Below are 17,331 nucleotides of genomic sequence, written 5' to 3'. Positions count from 1 at the left end.
CGCCCGTGGGGGTGATCCGCGTGACGCGAAGACGGCCGGGCGGTGGATCCGGGGCCGAGGAGCTGCAGCGCCTGCTCGGGGTGGACTACAGCACGGTGCCGCGGACCCGGGCGGTCAGCGGCCTGGCGCCCCGTACGGGATGAAAGGGCATGAACCACCGCGTCTAGGACTCTGGCGCAGGCGGTGGGTCAGTGAGGCCGGGCACGAGGTGGAGCCCGTGGTGCTCAACGGCCGTGCCCTGCTGCGGCTGTGCCAGTGGTTCGGTGCCAACCGGTACTTCATCGCCTACTGCACGACCGTCGCCGAGTTGGCCGCCCATGTGGATCTGGCCGAGCTGACCGAGGTCATCGATCTGCGACCTGCGCTGGACCGGGTTCCGCACCGCCGCGAGGCCGTGAGCCGCCGCACTGCCACCGGCAGAGGCGTTACTGAACGACGGGCAGCAGCCGGACCGGCGGCGGAAGCGGCGCGGGGACGGGGCCGGCGCGGAACGACTGGATCATCAGGGCCGCGAACCGGCGCGACGCCGCCAGGCGCAGTTCCGGCGACTCGGCGCGGATGCCCTCGTTCGCCATCATCGCCAAGATGAAGTCCTCCAGGACGAAGTCCGCCCGCAGGCCGCCTGCCTCCTTCGCGCGCCGGACGAGTCGGAGCAGCAGCCGGATCGTACGGTCGCGGTCGGCGGTGAAGTACGGCAGCCGCGAGGTGAACCCGCCGGACACGCGCCGGTCCAGGGCGTGCGCCTCCATGAGCTTCTCGATCACCAGGCAAAACCCGCGCCAGGGGTCGGCCTGCGCCAGTCCTTCCTCCACGACCGCCGAGCACAGGGCCATCGGCTCGGCGAAGACCTCGCTGAGCAGCGCGTCCTTGGTCGGGAAGTGCCGGTAGACGGTGGCGGCGCCCACCTGTGCGCGCCGGGCGATCTCCCGGATCGGCACGCCGAGGCCGTCGGCGGCGAAGGCCGCGCGGGCGACCGCGAGGATGCGCGCGCGGTTGTCGCGGGCGTCGGAGCGCGACTTCTGCCTCACTTCGGCCGTCACCGCTCTCACTTTAGTCAACCGGACGGGGTGTTCCGTTACGGTGCGGCGCATGAGAGCTGTCCAGTTTTCCGAGTACGGCGCGCCCGGCGTGGTGCGTGTCGCCGAGGTCGCGGAGCCGCACGCCGGGCCGGGGACGGTCCGCATCGCGGTACGGGCGTCCGGATTGTCGGCGGGAGAGACCTACATCCGCTCGGGGAAGATGCGTGATGTGGTGCCCGTGAGGTTCCCGTACCGGACCGGGTTCGACGCCGCGGGCGTGGTGGACGAGGTCGGCGACGGCGTCACGGGGGTCGAGGCCGGCGATGAGGTGTTCGGCATGACCGCGATGACCGCGCGCGGTGCCAACGCCGATCACGCGGTGCTGGTGGCCTGGGCGCCGAAACCGGCCGCGTGGAGCTGGGAGGAGGCCGGTGGTGCCGCGGGCAGCGTCGAGACGGCCACCCGGGTGCTCGACCGGCTCGCGGTCGGCGCCGGGCACACCGTGCTGGTGCAGGGCGCGGCCGGCGGGGTCGGCACGGTCGCCGTGCAGCTCGCGGTCGCCCGTGGCGCCACCGTCATCGGCACGGCCGGGGAGCGCAACCACGACTTCCTGCGCTCACTCGGCGCGGAGCCGGTGACGTACGGGGCGGGGCTGGCCGGACGGGTCCGCGCGCTGGCCCCGGGCGGGGTGGACGCGGTGTTCGACTGCGCCGGAGGGGCGTTGCCCGACCTGATCGAGATCGCCGGGGACCCGGCGCGTGTGGTGACCATCGCCCCCGACCTCACCGCGGCGGCCCTCGGCGTGCACCTGTCGCACGGCGCGCCGGCGGGCGACACGGCCGCGGCCGTCGGAGCCGCCGACCCGCTGGCGGTGCACGGCCTGGGCATCGCGGTCGAGCTCGCCGAGCAGGGCCGGCTGCGGGTGCCGGTCGCGGCGGCGTTCCCGCTCACCGAGGCGGCGGCTGCGCACGAGCTCAGCGAGAGCCGCCACGCCCGCGGCAAGATCGTGCTGGTGCACTGACCGGCCACGGCAGGAAACCCCTCGCCGCAGATCCCCGGTACGACGCCCGCGCATGCCATCGGAGGTGACAGGCATCTTCTGGTGACTCGCTAAGATCCTCCACACCATTACTCGAATCTGGGGCACTGCCCGGCGCCCGCGCCGCCGCGTGCCGAGGGGCTGTGGGCCGTCTCCGGGGTTTCGGCCTGGTTCCGGGGGGTCGCCCTCGCGCTCTGCTTGATCGGCGTGCCGGCCCCGGCACTGGTGTTCTTCCTCGACGACATGAGCTACCAGGTGGCCGGCCTGCTCGGGCTGGCAGCCCTCGGCTGTACGGTGATGCTCCTCATCGCCGCAGCGGCCGCCTGGTCGTACCGCCGTACTCGGAGGGCCGTGGCGGCGGGGCGTGGAAGCGGCTTCTCGACCTGGCCGTCGAGGGCCCCGGCCGCTATCGGATGCGCGTCTATGCCCGCGTGTTCGAGGGGGACGAGAGCGACCCCGACGCGCCCGTCGAGGAGCATCTGATCGTGGTCTACCCCGGCCGTTCCGGGAAGAAGATCGTGCATCGGGCGTGGCGGTGACCGGTCGTCTCCCCCTCAGACGTCGCCGTTCCTGAAGGGGCCGGTGGTGGTGAAGGCCAGCCTGGCGAAGCGTTCGCCGATGCGGCGGTGGGCGGCGGCGTCGGGGTGGAGCCGGTCGGGCAGGGGAAGTTCGGTGAAGTCGGCCTCGCCGTAGAGGTCGCGGCCGTCGAGGTAGTGGAGGTTCGGGTCCTCGGCCGCCCGCTGCGCCACGATCCGGGCCAGCTCGTCGCGGATGACGCGCAAGGTCAGCTTCCCGCTCGCGACCTCGGCGGGATCGCCGGTGGCCCGGAATCCCAGGCGCCGGGCGCTGAGGGCGGTGAGGTCCAGCGCGCCGGGGCCGGGCGTGTCCTCGTGGATGGGGCACAGGATCGGCGATACGACCAGCAGTGGGGTGCCGGGGTGGCCGTCGCGGATGGTGTCGAGGAAGCCGTGTACGGCGGGGCCGAAGGCGCGCAGGCGCATCAGATCCGCGTTGACCAGGTTAATGCCGATCTTGAGGCTGATCAGGTCGGCGGGGGTGTCGCGCATGACGCGGGCCGTGAACGGGTCGAGCAGGGCGCTGCCGCCCAGGCCGAGGTTGACCAGTTCCACACCGCCGAGGGCGGCGGCGAGCGCGGGCCAGGTCGTCGTGGGGCTCGCGGCGTCGGAGCCATGGCTGATCGAACTGCCGTGATGCAGCCACACCCTGCGGTTCCGGGCGGGCGCGGGCTCAACGGAAGCGTCGGCGCGCAGGGCGATGAGTTCGGTGGTCTCGTTGTGCGGCAACCAGATCTCGACGTCCTTGAGGCCGCCGGGCAGGTCGGTGAAACGGAGCGTGGCCACGGGGCCGGGCCGATGCTCACTGGTCCAGGTGGTCATGTCGATGGTCAGGTTGTCGCCTCCGGTCGCACTGGCCTGGGCGGCCAGACGGCCGTCGATCAGCAGGTCGTACACGCCGTCGGGGCGGGGCGGGGCGCCGGCGTAGACGCGCTTGGTGGGCAGCGTGTCGAGTTCGACCGCGGTGGCCCGGGTGCGGAAGGCCAGCCGTACTCCGGAGGGCTGCGACTCGGCCATGAGCAGTTGCCCGTCGGCGCACTGGGCGCGGGCCCACGCGGGCAGCCGGTGCGGCAGCAGGCCGCGTCCGGTCCGCTCCAGGTCGAGCGCGCCGCGCAGGAGGTCGGCGGTGATGGGGATCGTGATCAAGTTCATGTGAGTTTCCATCTGGTGTGGGGCGCCGTGTCAGGGCGCGGGCCAGTTGCGCAGCAGGGCGTCGAGCGCGTCGAGGACCCGGGTCCAGGTCTCCTCGGTGTCGGGGGCGCTGTGGCTGAACCCCCCGCCCATCTCCAGGCTGACGTAGCCGTGGAAGACGCTGCCCAGCAGCCGCACGGCGTGCGTCTGGTCCGGCTCCGTGAGGTCGTAGCCGCGCAGGATCGCCCGCGTCATCTGCGCGTGCCTGCCGCCGGCGCTGGCGGCGGCACTCTTGGGGTCCAGCCGGAACTGGGCGGCGGCGTAGCGGCCGGGGTGCTGCCGGGCGTAGTCGCGGTAGACGTTGGCGAGGGCGGTCAGCGCGTCCTTGCCCGCCCGCCCTGCCAGGGCCTCGCCGGCCCGGTCGGCCAGCTCCTCCAGGGCGAGCATGGCGATCTTGGTCTTGAGGTCGTGGGAGCTCTTCAGGTGGGAGTACAGGCTCGCGACCTTGACGTCGAACCGCCTGGCCAGCGCCGAGACGGTCACCTGCTCGAACCCGACCTCATCGGCCAGCTCCGCCCCGGCCCTGGCCAGGCGGTCCATGGTGAGTCCCGCACGCGCCATAAGCTTCCTCCCATCTGCCTGAACCGATTATGCATCTTCCTAATAGATTTAGGAAACCCGCTGCCTTGGTCGGGCCGCACGGCACGGAACCGGCCGGCCGCGGAGCCGCTGATCGGCCGTACAGGAAGTGGTCCGCGCGCGGACGTCCTCGCCACGTGGCGTGTTGGCCCCCTGCTGTCGGGGGCGACTCAGGACGACGGCCTGTTCGGATCGGCGAACAGAACGGCGCCCAGTTCGGCGCGCGATGTGATCCCGGTCTTGGCGAAGACGTTGTGCAGGTGATACTCGACCGTGCGCGGGCTCACGAAGAGCCGGCTGCCGATCTCAGGATTGGCGAGGCCCCCGCCCGCGAGCCGGGCCGCCTGGACCTCGCGCGGGGTGAGGTCGCCGATGGTCGTGACGCCGCTTCGCCTGCGTACGGTCTCCCCGGTGGCCCGCAGTTCGCGGGCCGCGCGGTGGGCGAACACGTGCGCGCCCACCGTCGTGAACAGCTCGTGGGCGACGTGTAGCCGCTCACGCGCCTCGGCGCGGCGCCGCTCGCGGCGCGGCCATTTCGCCGAACAGGAGGTGGGTGCGCGCGAGCTCGGCGCCGCAGAAGGTTTCGTGCCTCTGATCGGTGGTGCCGACGCGCGACGAATCACGAACTGTCACGCCGCACACCGCCAGTGGGGCGGCTGTGTCGACGGCCACGTTGGAGCGCCGGGCCCAGGAAGCCGAACAGTAGGTGCCGAGTGTCAGGGCCCCCGCACCTTAACCCGTGCGGGGGCTTCTCGCCCGCGCCAGAGTGCGGCGTGCCAACTCCTGCTCTGCACAGTTGTTCAGGAGGCGCCCCCCTTCCGCTTGCCCTCGCTCAGATACCCATGCGCAGCAACGAGCCGCTGGAAAAACTCGCGGAGCATGCCACGAGCGCGGTCCGTTGAGCGAAACTCGTCGCCACCGAAGCGCCCCCGTGTGACTCCTTGACGAAGCCACACGCACGAAGCCACACGCCTTGGCCACGCGCAGGGAGTACGCGATGGCCCGCCGCCGGTCGGGCGCCTCAAAGATCGTGTACGCCCGCCCCACTCCGTTCGGCAGCCCTCGGAAGGCGGTCAGCGCGACCGCTTCGGGATGGAGTTCCGGGAGGTCAGCCAAGTGTCCTTGACCGATTCGATGAGCTGGCGGATCGGCTTGAGCAGGTGCTCACCGGGGCGGGGTGTGCGGTTGCGGTAGGACGGGCGCAGCAGCCGCACACCGCGCTCGGCCAGGAAGGCGTCCAGTCGGCGGAGATGTAGCCCTTGTCGGCGATGATGAGCAGGCCGGGGCGTTCGATGAGCAGAGCGGGGTCGTGGTCGCAGATGGCCATCAGCACCTGGCGCTCGTCGATGTTCGGGGTGGCCAGGGCCCAGGTGATGGGCAGTCCGGCGGGGGTGCAGATCAGGTTCAGGCGCAGGCCCCAGAACCAGCGGGAGTGGGAGCGGCAGTAGCCGTGGCGGCCCAGCCGGCCAGTTCGAGCGGCGGGTGGTGGGGCGTGAGCGGCCGCATTCGACGGGCGTGGAGTCCACCACCCATACCGGGTCGTGCCAGAGGTCGGTGTCGCGGGCCAGGGCCCGGATGGCGTGTTTGAGCAGGGGCAGGGCCTTGTGCAGGCGCTTGTTGTAGCCGGATTGGCCGGGCAGGTGGGGGAAGGCGGCGGGCAGGTGGGCGGGGACGTAGCGCAGCCATCGGGTGTGGGAGTGGATGCCGAGCAGTGCTTGGGCTACCGCGAGGGTGAGCAGTTCGGCGTCGGTCAGTTTGGGTGGGCGTCCCAGGCGGGGTGGCCGGCCTAGCCAGTCGTCGATTGTCACGTACAGTGCGGTGAGAAGGGTGTTGAGGTCCGTAGTCACGTACCGATCGTCAACACCCTTCGTGATTTCCGCCCTCCACCCCGCAGCGAGTTAGGACTTACTCGTCTAGCTGGCATGCTGCCGCGCCGTCCGCACCTGGGCCCTCGCCCACCCCCACGAGTACGCGCTGCTGTACGGCTCCCCCGTGCCCGGCTACCAGGCCCCCGACGACACCATCCCCGCCGCCATCCGCGACACGGTCGTCTACGGCCGCATACTCGCCGACGCGCACGAGGCCGGCGCCCTCACCCCACCGGAACTCGGCCCCCAAAGACGCCGACCGCCTGCGCGAAATCATGCCCGGCATCCCGGACGACATGGTGGCCCGCGCCGTAGCCGCCTGGACGACCTTGTTCGGCATGGTGAGCTTCGAACTGTTCGGCCAGTTCAACAACACCATCTACGCCAGGGACGCCCTCTTCGACCACACGATGACGCGCATTGCCGTGTTCATGGGCATCCCGACGTAGGTCACCGAGGGTACGCACCCGCGCCGGCGTCACAGAGCGACGACGCGGGTCAACTCCATCGATCATGGACAGAATCCGTTACCGGGTATCGGCGTCCCGAGCACAGGGCCGAAGCGTTCTCAGGTTGTAAGACCGAGTAGGTGAAGGCCATCGGCTGGGTGGCTGAGGTAGTGGTCGGTGGCTGAGGTGATGTTGGTCCAGCCGAGCAGGCGGGCCAGGCCGATGGCGAGGTTGCGCAGGCCGGCCATGATCCGGGGTGCGGTGCCGGTGCGGATGCGGGAGGCGTCTTCGCGGTAGGTGACGTCGCGGGTGTGGTGCAGGGCCTCGATGCTCCAGTGGCCGCGGATCAGCATGGCGAGCTGGGCGTGGGTGGTGCGGCCCGGTGGGAGGCTGGTGATGGCGTAGATGGTGACGATGGTGGTCTTGCCGGTTCTGCGGTCAGTGCGGCGGCGTTTGACCTGGATGGCCTGGGTGGCGTGGGGGAAGGGCAGGCCGGGCCGGGCGGTGCAGATCTTCATGCGTCGGATCTCGCGGCGGCCGTGGCCTTGCTCATCGGTGCGGTCGTTCAACACGGCTTGCGCCAGGGCAGGGCCTTGAGCCGGCGCAGGAGCGTGGGCTGGTCGCCTTTGACGATGAACAGGTAGTGGCCGCCGGCTGCGACGATGTGCCGGGCGTGGTCGTGCTGGGTGTGCAGGGCGCCGGCGGTGATGACGGTACTGGCCAGGTCCAGCCCGGACAGCAGGGGGTGAAGGCGGGGATCTCATTGCTGCGGTCTCGATCCGGCGTTGGGCCAGGACGGTATGGGTGTCGTGGCGGGTGGCGGCCAGCAGGTGGGCCGCGCCGTCGCGGGTGCGGCTGCCGCGCAGGGTCTTGCCGTCCACGGCCAGGCCGAGCAGGGGTGGTCGGGTGGATGTCACCTGTTCGGGTGGGTGGCAGGCGGCCGGCGCGGCGAGGTAGCCGCAGGTCGCGGTGTCGAAGGCGTCACCGTCCAGACGGGCCGGCAGCCGTCCCAGGGTGGAGGCGGCCAGTCGCATGGAGGGCGGGAGGCCGAGCCGGGTGCGTAGGCCGGGGTCGTACCCGGAGATGAGTCGGGTGATCTGCGGTGACGTGCTCTGAGTGGCGGGAGAGCACGTCTATCGGGGATGATGGCACGCGAACGCGGCCCCTGTTCTTGATCGACCGGCTAGACCGACGATCATCAGGGGTCGCGTTCGTCATCTCCGCGTTAGGTACCCTTACTCGGTCACTCGACCCAGGGGTGCAGCAGTCTCACCAGCCGAGAACGCAACGGCCTTGGCCCCTGTGTCGCCATGACCATTGAGGACCGTCGCGCAACGTCGCCTCAGCCGGTACACGGACGGTGCCCGAGTCCTTCGGCGGCCCTATGCCACCGCCGCGGCCAGGCGGGTCAACGACCCGTCGAGCTCGTCGGCGGAGATGGCCGGCAGGCGAGGCACCTCTGCCGGGTGGGTGACCGCCGCCCAGTCGTAGGTCTGGGTCACCTCGGTGTGACCGTCGTCGATCGGGATGAGCTTCCAGGTGAAGCGGTGACCGGCCGGGCGCTGACCCGGTTGGCCGGGGGCCCAGGCGATGACCCGGTTCTCGGTGAAAGCCACGACGTGGTTCTCGATCAGGTAGTCGCCAATCTCGTCGTTGTGCATTGCCATGACGAAGGTGTCGCCGACGGCGTCGATCAGGTGGGAGGTTCTGGCCTGCCGCAGGAGGCCCGTGGCGTCGAGTTCGGGGTGGCGGCGGGGGTCGCGGAGCACTGCGAAGATTCGTTCGGCCGGGGCGTCCAGCACCCGGGAGACGGTGGTGTGGGTCGGGCCGGCCATGGTGACCGGGTCGGGGTAGAACCGAGCCCATGCGATCCGTCCGTCGCGGGTGGTGAGCACCACCGGGCCGCGCAGCACCACCGTCGCCCCGGTCGGGGCGGTACCTCGCATCTCCCACTCCGACCACAGCTCGTCGCCGTTCTGGGCGTGGCGCAGGATCTCGGCCTGCAGGTCGGGCAGCCCGGCCAAAATCTTCGTCCAGTTCGCGGCGACCTGGTCGGAACCGATGAACCCCTCGGCCGGTCGCAGCGGTCGTTCGGCCACGTAGTCCTCCGTGAAGCAGCCGGCGATCCGCTCCGGGACGTGGGAGTTGATCGCCTCGCGCAGAGCGTGGAGGGCCTGGGGCAGCATGCCGTCGATCTCCTAGCTGTCTGGTTCGTTCTGACACTCTCGAGCATGAAGATCGGTGGTGCTGCCCGGCAACCGGACAACGCCCGGACAACGCCCGGACACCGCCCTGGCGCTGGCGAGCATAATTCAGCTCATGAACGATTCGTCGAGACCGGCGCGGAAGACGAGCAGCTTCGCGGCCATGCTGCGTGACCTGCGGGAGGCCAGGTCGCTGACCCAGCAGGAGCTGGCCGCCGCCGCCGGACTGTCCGTCGACGCGGTCAGCGCGTTAGAACGCGGGCGGCGGACCCAGCCGCAGCCGCACACCGTGCGGTCGCTGGCCTCGGCGCTGCAGCTCCGCGACGCCGACCGCATAGCGTTGCTGTCCACCCTGGGCCGGGCCGGGGACGGGGCCCTCGAAATGCCGCCCCGCACGTTGACGCCCCACCGGCCGTCACCTCCTGCCGTCCCGGTGTTCGGGCGGGACGACGAGGTCGCCGAGATCGTCGCCGCCCTGCGCACCACGCGGGGCCGGCTGGTGACGCTCACCGGCCCGGGCGGGGTGGGCAAGACCACCGTCGCGCTGGTGGCTGCCGATATGGTGGCCGCCGATCACCCGGGCGGCGTGTACTTCGCCGACCTGACCAATGTCACCGATCCCGACGACGTCGTCGCCGTCGTGGCCCGCGCCGCGGGATCCCACGCCGACACGGTGACCGGCCTCGCCGCGCACCTCGCCGGGGCGTCGGTCCTGCTCGTGCTCGACAACCTGGAGCGCGTGACGGCCTGCGGCCCGCAACTGGTCGAGCTGCTGGCGGCATCCCCCGACGCGGTGATCCTGGCCACCAGCCGCGTCCCACTGCGGGTGCGCCGGGAACGTGAAGTGCGCATCGCCCCGCTCGGCCCGGCGGCGGCCGTGCGGCTCTTCGACGAACGGCTGGCCGCCGCCGGCGTGCCACCGCCCACCGGGAGCGAGGACGACGGTGCCGTCGCGCAGCTGTGTCGACGGGCCGACGGGCTGCCACTGGCCATCGAGCTCCTGGCCGCCACGGCCGCCCGACTCGGGCCACGGGCACTGCTCAAGTGGGTCGATCAGCTGCCGGATCTGCCCGTGGCCGGCCCGCGGGACCTGCCGGCGCGGCAACGCACCATGGCGGCCACCGTCGAGTGGAGCTGCCGGATGCTCGGCCCTGCGGCCCGGCGACTGCTCCCCCGGCTCGCCATGGTCCCGGGCAGCTTCTCCCTCGACACCGTCGACGCGATCGCTGCGCCGGACGCGACGGGTGCGGCGGGTGCGGCGGGTGCGCTCGCCGAGCTGATCGAGCACTCACTGGTCACCCGCAGCGACGACGCGGGGCTGGTCGGGCGGTTCCGGCTGCTGGAGCCGATCCGCCGGTACGCGCTGAAAACACTCGAACCGACCGACCGGGAACAGGTCCGTCGGGGTGTGGCTCGATGGGCCCTGCGGACGGCGCGCGAACAGGGTGCGCGGATCCGGGGCCACGGCGACATGACGGCGGTCGAGCAGGTCGAGGTCGATCGCCACGTGCTGCGGCTCGGCTTCGACCAGCTCGTCGACGACTACCGGCACGACGACGCCGCCGAGCTGCTGTGGTCGGTGTGGCTGCCGCTGTGGATGACCGGGCACAGCCACGAAGGCCTCACCTGGACCGACCGCCTGCACGAGGACGCCCTGAGCGAGCGGGCCAGGGCCCGCTGGTTGGTGGCGCGCGCCGGGTTCAACCGCGTCGCCGCGGACCTGTTCGTCACCGCGGAGCGGGCGATGCGGCTGGCCGAGCGGATCGACGACGCCTCGCTTGCCGCGGAGGCGGCGATCTTCGCGTCGGCGGCGGCGCTGCGTTTGGAGGACTTCGATGGTTCGGAGGCTCTGCTGGCCAGGGCAGAGGCCGCCATGAAGACGCGCCTCGACGTTGAACGCGACGTGTGGGCGGCCGTGCACGTGCCCATCGGCCGTGGTGACGGTGCGCTGCTGCGCGGGGACCGGTCCGCGGCGGCGCGACACTGGCGGGCGGCCGCGGCCACGGCGCAGGAGCTGGGCAGCGGGTTCTCGGTGGCCGCGGTCCTTGCGGAGTGCGCGCAGGCCGCCCGCGGCGAAGGACGCCTGGACGACGCGGCCGTGATGCTCGCCGTCGCCGGCGAGCTGGCCCCCCAGCGGGACGGTCACCGGCCGAAGGCACACCTGGCGGGCGTGGCCGCGGCCGTGGCGGCCGACCTCGGTGACGTAGCGTCGGCGCAGTGGTGGGAGGGCGTGGCGGATTCCGCAGCCGCGTTGGACACCGATGAGCTCGGCGAGCGGTTCCGGGAGCTTGTCCGACGTGCCGACACCGTCTCCGGGCGGGACTGAGCTCGGCCGCCGGCTCGCCGCAAGACGGCGGGTCACGGTCGTCAGCGGCGGCCGGCGGCTGGTTCACCGACATGGCGCCCGCGCAGAACGCCATGCTGCAGGAGGTGTCGGCGAACAGCCGCACGCCGCCGTCGTCGACGGGATCGCGTTCTACGGGGGCAGACCAAGTACGAGAGAAAGGGATGGTCATGCCGCTGACCAGGGCGATCACACGGCCCCGCCCAGCGTGCCGCACGGCCGCGATGGGTGTGCTCTAGAGCTGACGATGTTCACGCAGGTGCGGCGGAGTCGGCGGTTGTGGTGGGCCCACCACCGGCGGCAAGGGGGCGGCGCCTGCCGTCCTGACGGCCGCGGGTCAGATGGATCACCACGTCAAGCGCCGCGGCCAGCTGGCTGTGCACGGCCTGCCCGCTCAGGCCGGCGGCACAGCCCAGAGCCTCCAAGCGGGCTGGGACGTCGGCCGCGGTGTTGGCGTGCAGGTGCCGCAGCCGCCTTCGTGGCCGGTGTTGAGCGCCGCCAGGAGGTCTACCACCTCCGCTCCCCTACCTCGCCCACCACCAGGCGGTCGGGACGCATGCGCAGGGCCTGGCGCACGAGGTCCCGCGAGACCGGCTCTTCCTCGCGGATCTCTTCGTACGCCGGCGGCGGCGCGAACGGGCACGTACGGGCCATGGGGAACTCGTGCTTCTCGGCGGTAGTCATGATTTTCCTTCCACGACGTCACGGACAGGCGATAGAGGCTGGACAGCGAAAGGCCGTGTGTGAACGGCAGTCGGTCGACCGGTGCGACCGGCTTCGGCTCTGGGATGCGGCGGACCAAGCAACCGCGATGGACCACCGGGACCGACAACATCGATGGATTCAGACTCGACCCGTCCCCTCACGGGCGAAGTTCGGTTCCGCCGCTTCCAGTCGCGGTACCGAGATGCCCAGCCGTCGTGCTTCGGCCAGGGTGTCTCGGCAGATCTCACGCGGCTCCTCGGCGTCGGGGTCGGAGTGCGCCGAAAGACTCACGCGCGCAAGCGCGACATGAGCAGTCAGCCAGGCGAGCGCGGGGGCCGTCAGCCAGGTGGGCGCCCGGAACAGCAGCACACCGCCCCGGTGGCGTCGCAGGTCAAGGCCGCGCGCCGTGAGGAGCGGCAGCAGTTCGCGGCCGGCCAGCAGCGCCTCGCGCAGGTCGCCCGTTGCCCCGGCCAGCTTGGACAGGGAACCCAGCCGCAGGCCCTGCGAGGACAGGCCGGCATCCGACACGAAATGGACCCACAGCCAGCCGCGGATGTCAGGCTGCTCCTTAATCCGGAGCCCGGCGTCGCGAAACGCCTGGCGCACGGCCCGCTCCCGGTCGGTCGGGGGCTGGCCGAGGGTGCCGAAGATGACCGACGGCAGCAGCGCCCCCCGGAGCACGCCGTCCGCGCCGAAACCGCCACCGGCCTGGGGAAAGCCCCAGGCGATCTGGTCGGGCGGGAGTGCGCCGATCGCGGCCAGCGGCTCGGTCCAGATGTTGCCGAAGACCAGCACTGTGGCCTGGCCGACACGCGGGGACAGGAAGGCCGTCGCCTCCGGAAGGCGGTGGTGCGGCACGCTGAGCACGATCAGGTCGAAGTCGTGGTCCGGCTCCAGCGCCTCGCGGTAGCGCACCGGCCACTTCTCGACGACGCGCTGCCCCCACACCCGGCGCCGCGTATCGAGCAGGTTGAGATCCACCGCGTCTCCGTACGTGGCGGCGCGGCCCGGCCGGACGTAGAACTCGACGTCATGCCCGGCCCGTTGCAGGGCCCAGCCGTAGACGGTGGCGATCACGCCTCGGCCGAACATCAGGATCTTCACGCTGCACCTCGTGGGGTACGATCGATTTGGAGGTCATCTCCACTTTCCGAAAATATGGAGGTCATCTCCAGTTGTCAACGCGAGGGAGCGCATGACCGCCGACAAGCCGCTGCGGGCCGACGCCCGGCGCAACCGCGAGGCCCTGCTCGCCAAGGCCAGGGAGATCTTGGACGCCGGCGACTTCTTCGACCTGCGCTTCGATGACTTCGCTCGCCTGGCCGGGGTGGGCACCGGCACGCTGTACCGCCACTTCCCCACCCGGGAAGCACTGGCCGAGGCGGTCTACCACGGGGAAGTCGCCGCGCTGTGCGACCGCGCCCGCCGGCTACAGGCCACACTGCCCGCGGCAGAGGCGTTGGCGACCTTCCTGCGCGGCATGGTCGACCACATAGCCGCCCACGAGGGCCTGGCCCGGACGCTGGCCACGCTCATGGCCGATCGCTCGGGTACCCTCGCCAAGGGCAGCCGGGCACTGGAGCAAGCTGTCACCGACCTGGTGGCCGCCGCCGTGCGGGACGGCGCCGTTCGCGACGACGTGGGTGCCGGTGCCGTGATGATGGCGCTGCACGGCATCGGCGCGGCCCATGACCGTCCCAACTGGCGGGCCGAGGCCGACGACGTCATCACCCTCGTACTGGACGGGCTGCGCCGCCCCCTATGACCAAACTTCGGATGGCCAACGCCCGCCACCTCTTCCCAGGGCCGCCAGTTCTCTTCAGGAAACCACCCTTCCGTTAAGTAACCTGGCCCATGCCGTCCCCCACCCCCAGCTCGGCGTCCCCGCACGCCGGACCGGATCGCGCCGAAATCACTTCACGAAAGGTGGTCGGGCTCCCCGACCGGCTCGATTCGGCCGACGACAGCCTGCCCGCCTGGATCGAGCGCCACCTCGATCTGGCCGTGCGCGGGGTCCGCTCGCTGGAGGTCACCGCCAAGATCTCCCGGCATCCGCAGCGCTTCGCCACCTGGATCGCCGATGGTCTCGGGCACGACGGCCTGGACCTCCTATAGCTACGGCGAGCCGCCACCCCGGCCAGTCCTGAGGGTCAATGAGGGATATGCGAAGAGTTAGTTATCGGTTCCAGTCACGTAGTTATCTCAGGTAGTGCATACCTTCCGGTAACCCCTTCGAGCTCCTCCATGGTGATCGGGCCGCTGATAGCGCCGGTCTGGGGAGGAGCTCCGAGGTGCGTACCGACTGGGAACAGGATGAGCTGATCAGCGCGTGGACGCTGGTGGAGGGTGCTGGCCCAGCTCCTTCAGGCCGTTCTGCGAGATCCGCAGTGGGCCGGCAAGCTGACGGAGGAGGACCGGCGTGCGCTCAGCCCGCTGTTCTGGGCTCACCTGAACCCCTACGGCCGGTTCCGGCTGGACATGGACACCCGGCTCGACCTCACCGCGGCCTGAGCGAATCCCCCGGCGGTCGGGTTCTTGCGGTGGGAGAACCGGCCGGCCGCAGGACTTGCATCCGGTACCTAGGTACAGGTTTACCGTCGAGGTATGACACAGAACGTCGCCCTTGACCTGGGGTGGGCTCCCTCCGCGTGCACTCTGCCCACCGCCGAGCAGCCGCTGCGGGTGGCCGAGTTCGACGCCTTGTTCGCCGACGCGGTGCAAACGGTCGTGCGGCTCGCGCCGACGCGGCTGCGGCTGGAGCTCGTCTTCGGCCCGGAGCACGCCGCCCGGGCCGCCGAGTTGGCCGCGCGGGAGAACGGCTGCTGCTCCTTCTTCACCTTCACCCTGACCATCGCCGACGGCGGTCTGGCGCTGGAGGTAACGGTCCCGGCCGAGCACGTCGAGGTGCTGGACGCACTGGCCGAGCGCGCCGGCGCGGCGGCACCGGCGTGAGGCGCTCGGGTCAGGCGCTGGTGAGCCGGCCACAGAACGCGGCCGGGACAGGAGGTTGGTGATGGAGCGCATCACGTGCGAGGACCTGCTCGCGCTGCTGGACAGCGGGGACGTGCAACTGGTGGAGGCGCTACCGGCCGACGCCTTCGCCGCCGAGCACCTGCCTGGCGCGCGCAACGTGCCGGATCAGGTGTCGGCCGAGCTGGCCGGGCTGGTGGCGCCCGATCGGGCCGCCCCGGTGGTGGTCTACTGCTCGGGCCCGTACTGCAACCGCTCGAAGATAGCCGCTGCGGCGTTCGTCCGGCTCGGGTACGCCGACGTGCGCGTCTACACGGGCGGCAAGAAGGATTGGGCGCAGGCCGGGCTGGCGTTCGAGGGCAGCCGCGCGAGCACGCCCACGACCGTGAGCACGATCAGCGACGCGGCCGCCGTGGCGGGGCGGCCGTCGTGAGGCAGGACATCGTGCTGCAAGGTGGTCCGGGCGAGTCGTATCTGCGCAGCGGGCAGGTGGCCGAGCAGGCCGGGGTCAACCTGCAGACCTTGCGTTACTACGAGCGCCGGGGGCTGATCGCCGAACCGGCGCGCAGCCCCGGCGGGCATCGTGCCTACCCGCCTGAGACCGTCACCCTGCTGACGGTGATCAAGGCGGCGCAGCGGCTCGGCTTCACTCTGGAGGAGGTGGCCGAGCTCCTGGACACCGGCAGGCGCGGGCACCCCACCCCGGACCTGCGCGAGCGCGCCCAGGCCAAGATCGCCGAGGTGGAGGCGAAGATCGCCGACTTGACCACCATCCGGGCGGCGCTCGTCCAGGTGGTCAGCGCGGGCTGCGACAGCCTGACCCACTGCACCTGCCCCGACTGTCCGCTGCCGTTCGCCGACCTGGCCGAAGGCCACCGTGCCCCCAACGCCCCCAACGCCCCCAAGGAGAGCTGACCACTGTGAGCACCGATCACGACGACCGCGCGTCCACCGCCGGGCCCGTCACCGTCCCTCTCGCCGGACGCGGCAGCGGGCCGGGCGAGCGCGGCACCAACGAGGGTGGCGGGCCGCCGCTGCGCTAGTAAGGTCACCGCCGCTCTGGCCGTGCTGGCGTGCGCGGCCTGCTGCGGCCTGCCGGTGCTGATCGGCGCCGGGCTGCTCACCGGTGCCGGTGCCGCGCTGGCCGAACAGACGTTGCTGGCCGTGGCCGGGCTGCTGATCGCCGCTGCGGCGGGCATGTGGTGGCTGCACCGCCGCCGCACCTCACGCACGGCCAGGGTGGTCATGGGAGCCGGCTGCGGCTGTGGTGGGAGCAGCTGCGGGTGCTGACCTCAACCTCGGCACGCTCCGCGCCCCCGGCCCTGCGCCGGTCAGGCCGCGCCGGTACCGTCACCTCGGGCGATGGGACGGCACGAGCGGGAGACGAGCGGTGACGCAACAGGCACAGCAGGTGCCCGGCCCGGCAGCGGGGCTGGTGGCGGGGATGGAGCGGCACCAGGTCGCCATCTGCGTGGGGCCGATCGCCGCCGGGCCGTGGCGGGGTGGGCCGCCCCGGGGCTGGGGCCGGTGCTGGAGCATGCGATCAACCCCGTGCTGGCGGCTCTGCTGTATGTGACGTTCCTGCAAGTGCCCGCGGCCGAACTGGTGCGCTCGCTACGGGCGGGTCGGTTCCTGGCGGCCGCGCTGGTGGTGAACTTCGCCGTGGTGCCGCTGGTGGTCGCGGCGATGTTCGCCTTCCTGCCCGCCGACCAGGCGGTGCGCCTCGACGTGCTGCTGGTGCTGCTGACACCGTGCGTCGACTACGTGATCGTCTTCTCCCGGCTGGCCGGAGGAGACAGCCGGCGGCTGCTGGCCGCCACGCCGCTGCTGCTGCTCGCCCAGATGGTCGCGTTGCCGGTGCTGCTGGTGGCGTTCATGGGCGCCGAGCTGACCCACATCGTCGAGCCGGGGCCGTTCGTCGAGGCGTTTGTGGTGCTGATCGTCGTCCCGCTGGCGCTGGCCTGGCCCACCCAGGCGTGGGCGGCCCGCCGCCCGGCCGGGCGCGCGGTCGCCCACGGGGCGGGGACGGCGATGGTGCCGCTGATGGCGGCCACCCTGATCACGGTGGTCGCCTCCCAGGTGCCCAAGCTGGACGGCAACCTGGCCGCGGTCGCCGCCGTGGTGCCGTTCTACGTGCTGTTCCTGGTCGTGATGGCCGTCGCCGGCCTCGCTGTCGGCCGCCTGTTCCGGCTGGACGTACCGGCCGCGCGGGCGATCGTGTTCACCGGCGCCACCCGCAACTCCCTGGTCGTGCTGCCGCTCGCGCTGGCGCTGCCGGCCGCGCATGTTCCGAGGCGTTCACGCGCGGGTGGCTTGACCAAACCACTGGCCAGATAACAACAGTTATCCCGAAACCTCTTTGGGCGCCGTACCCGTACTGGTGGGCCC

At 71.6% G+C, this 17,331-nt stretch carries 20 protein-coding genes and 3 pseudogenes; 14 read left to right on the top strand and 9 right to left on the bottom strand.

Annotated elements, in window-relative coordinates:
- The first annotated feature begins 20 nt into the window (after positions 1-20).
- On the top strand, positions 21-143 hold the full coding sequence (locus tag HNP84_RS55320; RefSeq protein WP_281396294.1) for a hypothetical protein: 123 nt from the start codon (positions 21-23) through the stop codon (positions 141-143).
- A gap of 282 nt (positions 144-425) precedes the next feature.
- Here HNP84_RS55320 and HNP84_RS29265 read toward each other — a convergent pair whose 3' ends face one another.
- A complete protein-coding gene (locus HNP84_RS29265) occupies positions 426-1,040 on the bottom strand; it encodes a TetR/AcrR family transcriptional regulator (protein ID WP_312925929.1) in 615 nt (204 codons plus the stop codon).
- A gap of 49 nt (positions 1,041-1,089) precedes the next feature.
- Here HNP84_RS29265 and HNP84_RS29260 point away from each other — a divergent pair, with 49 nt between their 5' ends.
- On the top strand, positions 1,090-2,040 hold the full coding sequence (locus HNP84_RS29260; RefSeq protein WP_185053147.1) for an NADP-dependent oxidoreductase: 951 nt from the start codon (positions 1,090-1,092) through the stop codon (positions 2,038-2,040).
- A 572-nt stretch (positions 2,041-2,612) separates the two neighbouring features.
- On the opposite strand, the gene HNP84_RS29255 is transcribed toward HNP84_RS29260, so the two are convergent.
- The 4 genes and pseudogenes from HNP84_RS29255 to HNP84_RS29240 all read right to left on the bottom strand — a co-directional run.
- A complete protein-coding gene (locus tag HNP84_RS29255) occupies positions 2,613-3,797 on the bottom strand; it encodes a GDSL-type esterase/lipase family protein (RefSeq protein ID WP_185053146.1) in 1,185 nt (394 codons plus the stop codon).
- An 18-nt stretch (positions 3,798-3,815) separates the two neighbouring features.
- Entirely contained in the window at positions 3,816-4,385 is a 570-nt protein-coding gene (locus tag HNP84_RS29250) for a TetR/AcrR family transcriptional regulator (RefSeq protein WP_185053145.1), read from the bottom strand.
- 188 nt (positions 4,386-4,573) lie between these two features.
- Entirely contained in the window at positions 4,574-4,864 is a 291-nt protein-coding gene (locus HNP84_RS51380; protein ID WP_221336886.1) for a helix-turn-helix domain-containing protein, read from the bottom strand.
- A gap of 654 nt (positions 4,865-5,518) precedes the next feature.
- Positions 5,519-6,250 (bottom strand): annotated as a pseudogene (locus HNP84_RS29240) (IS982 family transposase); the annotation flags it as partial.
- 70 nt (positions 6,251-6,320) lie between these two features.
- On the opposite strand from HNP84_RS29240, the pseudogene HNP84_RS56285 reads away from it, so the two are divergent.
- A pseudogene (locus HNP84_RS56285) lies at positions 6,321-6,458 on the top strand (TetR-like C-terminal domain-containing protein); the annotation flags it as partial.
- Positions 6,459-6,546: 88 nt separating this feature from the next.
- Positions 6,547-6,720: a TetR-like C-terminal domain-containing protein gene (locus HNP84_RS53610; protein WP_376771976.1), complete on the top strand. Its 174-nt coding sequence runs from the start codon at positions 6,547-6,549 to the stop codon at positions 6,718-6,720.
- 119 nt (positions 6,721-6,839) lie between these two features.
- On the opposite strand, the gene HNP84_RS55315 is transcribed toward HNP84_RS53610, so the two are convergent.
- Positions 6,840-7,484 (bottom strand): ISAs1 family transposase, encoded by a 645-nt coding sequence (locus HNP84_RS55315; RefSeq protein WP_281396309.1) that lies wholly within the window; start codon positions 7,482-7,484, stop codon positions 6,840-6,842.
- Between the two features lie 618 nt (positions 7,485-8,102).
- Positions 8,103-8,906, bottom strand: a complete 804-nt coding sequence (locus HNP84_RS29225) for a nuclear transport factor 2 family protein (RefSeq protein WP_185053143.1) — start codon at positions 8,904-8,906, stop codon at positions 8,103-8,105.
- A gap of 133 nt (positions 8,907-9,039) precedes the next feature.
- On the opposite strand from HNP84_RS29225, the gene HNP84_RS29220 reads away from it, so the two are divergent.
- Entirely contained in the window at positions 9,040-11,250 is a 2,211-nt protein-coding gene (locus HNP84_RS29220) for an ATP-binding protein (RefSeq protein WP_185053142.1), read from the top strand.
- Between the two features lie 269 nt (positions 11,251-11,519).
- On the opposite strand, the pseudogene HNP84_RS29215 reads toward HNP84_RS29220, so the two are convergent.
- Positions 11,520-11,853, bottom strand: a pseudogene (locus HNP84_RS29215) (ATPase, T2SS/T4P/T4SS family); the annotation flags it as partial.
- A 258-nt stretch (positions 11,854-12,111) separates the two neighbouring features.
- Positions 12,112-13,077 carry a ketopantoate reductase family protein gene (locus tag HNP84_RS29205; protein WP_185053141.1) on the bottom strand — a complete coding sequence of 322 codons (966 nt, stop codon included), beginning with the start codon at positions 13,075-13,077 and terminating at the stop codon, positions 12,112-12,114.
- A gap of 91 nt (positions 13,078-13,168) precedes the next feature.
- Here HNP84_RS29205 and HNP84_RS29200 point away from each other — a divergent pair, with 91 nt between their 5' ends.
- The 9 genes from HNP84_RS29200 to HNP84_RS29165 all read left to right on the top strand — a co-directional run bounded on the left by HNP84_RS29200 (position 13,169) and on the right by HNP84_RS29165 (position 17,280).
- Positions 13,169-13,738, top strand: coding sequence for a TetR/AcrR family transcriptional regulator (locus HNP84_RS29200; RefSeq protein ID WP_185053140.1), 570 nt, complete (start codon positions 13,169-13,171; stop codon positions 13,736-13,738).
- 161 nt (positions 13,739-13,899) lie between these two features.
- Positions 13,900-14,088: a hypothetical protein gene (locus tag HNP84_RS29195; RefSeq protein WP_185053139.1), complete on the top strand. Its 189-nt coding sequence runs from the start codon at positions 13,900-13,902 to the stop codon at positions 14,086-14,088.
- Between the two features lie 231 nt (positions 14,089-14,319).
- On the top strand, positions 14,320-14,484 hold the full coding sequence (locus tag HNP84_RS29190) for a Tn3 family transposase (protein ID WP_185053138.1): 165 nt from the start codon (positions 14,320-14,322) through the stop codon (positions 14,482-14,484).
- Between the two features lie 93 nt (positions 14,485-14,577).
- Positions 14,578-14,925, top strand: coding sequence for a hypothetical protein (locus HNP84_RS29185; RefSeq protein ID WP_185053137.1), 348 nt, complete (start codon positions 14,578-14,580; stop codon positions 14,923-14,925).
- 61 nt (positions 14,926-14,986) lie between these two features.
- Positions 14,987-15,376: a rhodanese-like domain-containing protein gene (locus HNP84_RS29180; RefSeq protein WP_185053136.1), complete on the top strand. Its 390-nt coding sequence runs from the start codon at positions 14,987-14,989 to the stop codon at positions 15,374-15,376.
- Positions 15,373-15,858 (top strand): MerR family transcriptional regulator, encoded by a 486-nt coding sequence (locus tag HNP84_RS29175; protein WP_312925924.1) that lies wholly within the window; start codon positions 15,373-15,375, stop codon positions 15,856-15,858. The genes HNP84_RS29180 and HNP84_RS29175 overlap by 4 nt, the downstream gene beginning before the upstream one ends.
- 5 nt (positions 15,859-15,863) lie before the next feature.
- Complete coding sequence (locus HNP84_RS55310; protein ID WP_281396293.1) at positions 15,864-15,986, top strand: hypothetical protein; 123 nt, start codon at positions 15,864-15,866, stop codon at positions 15,984-15,986.
- 22 nt (positions 15,987-16,008) lie between these two features.
- The gene (gene merT, locus HNP84_RS29170; RefSeq protein ID WP_185053135.1) at positions 16,009-16,233 is read left to right on the top strand and encodes a mercuric ion transporter MerT; all 225 of its coding nucleotides are present in this window, start codon (positions 16,009-16,011) and stop codon (positions 16,231-16,233) included.
- A 237-nt stretch (positions 16,234-16,470) separates the two neighbouring features.
- Complete coding sequence (locus HNP84_RS29165; protein ID WP_221336884.1) at positions 16,471-17,280, top strand: arsenic resistance protein; 810 nt, start codon at positions 16,471-16,473, stop codon at positions 17,278-17,280.
- Positions 17,281-17,331: the final 51 nt, after the last annotated feature.

Source organism: Thermocatellispora tengchongensis (genome assembly GCF_014202315.1).
In the GTDB taxonomy this organism is placed as follows: domain Bacteria; phylum Actinomycetota; class Actinomycetes; order Streptosporangiales; family Streptosporangiaceae; genus Thermocatellispora; species Thermocatellispora tengchongensis.
The sequence above is the reverse complement of the archived record's forward strand: the minus strand, read 5'-3'. Positions and strand labels throughout refer to the sequence as shown.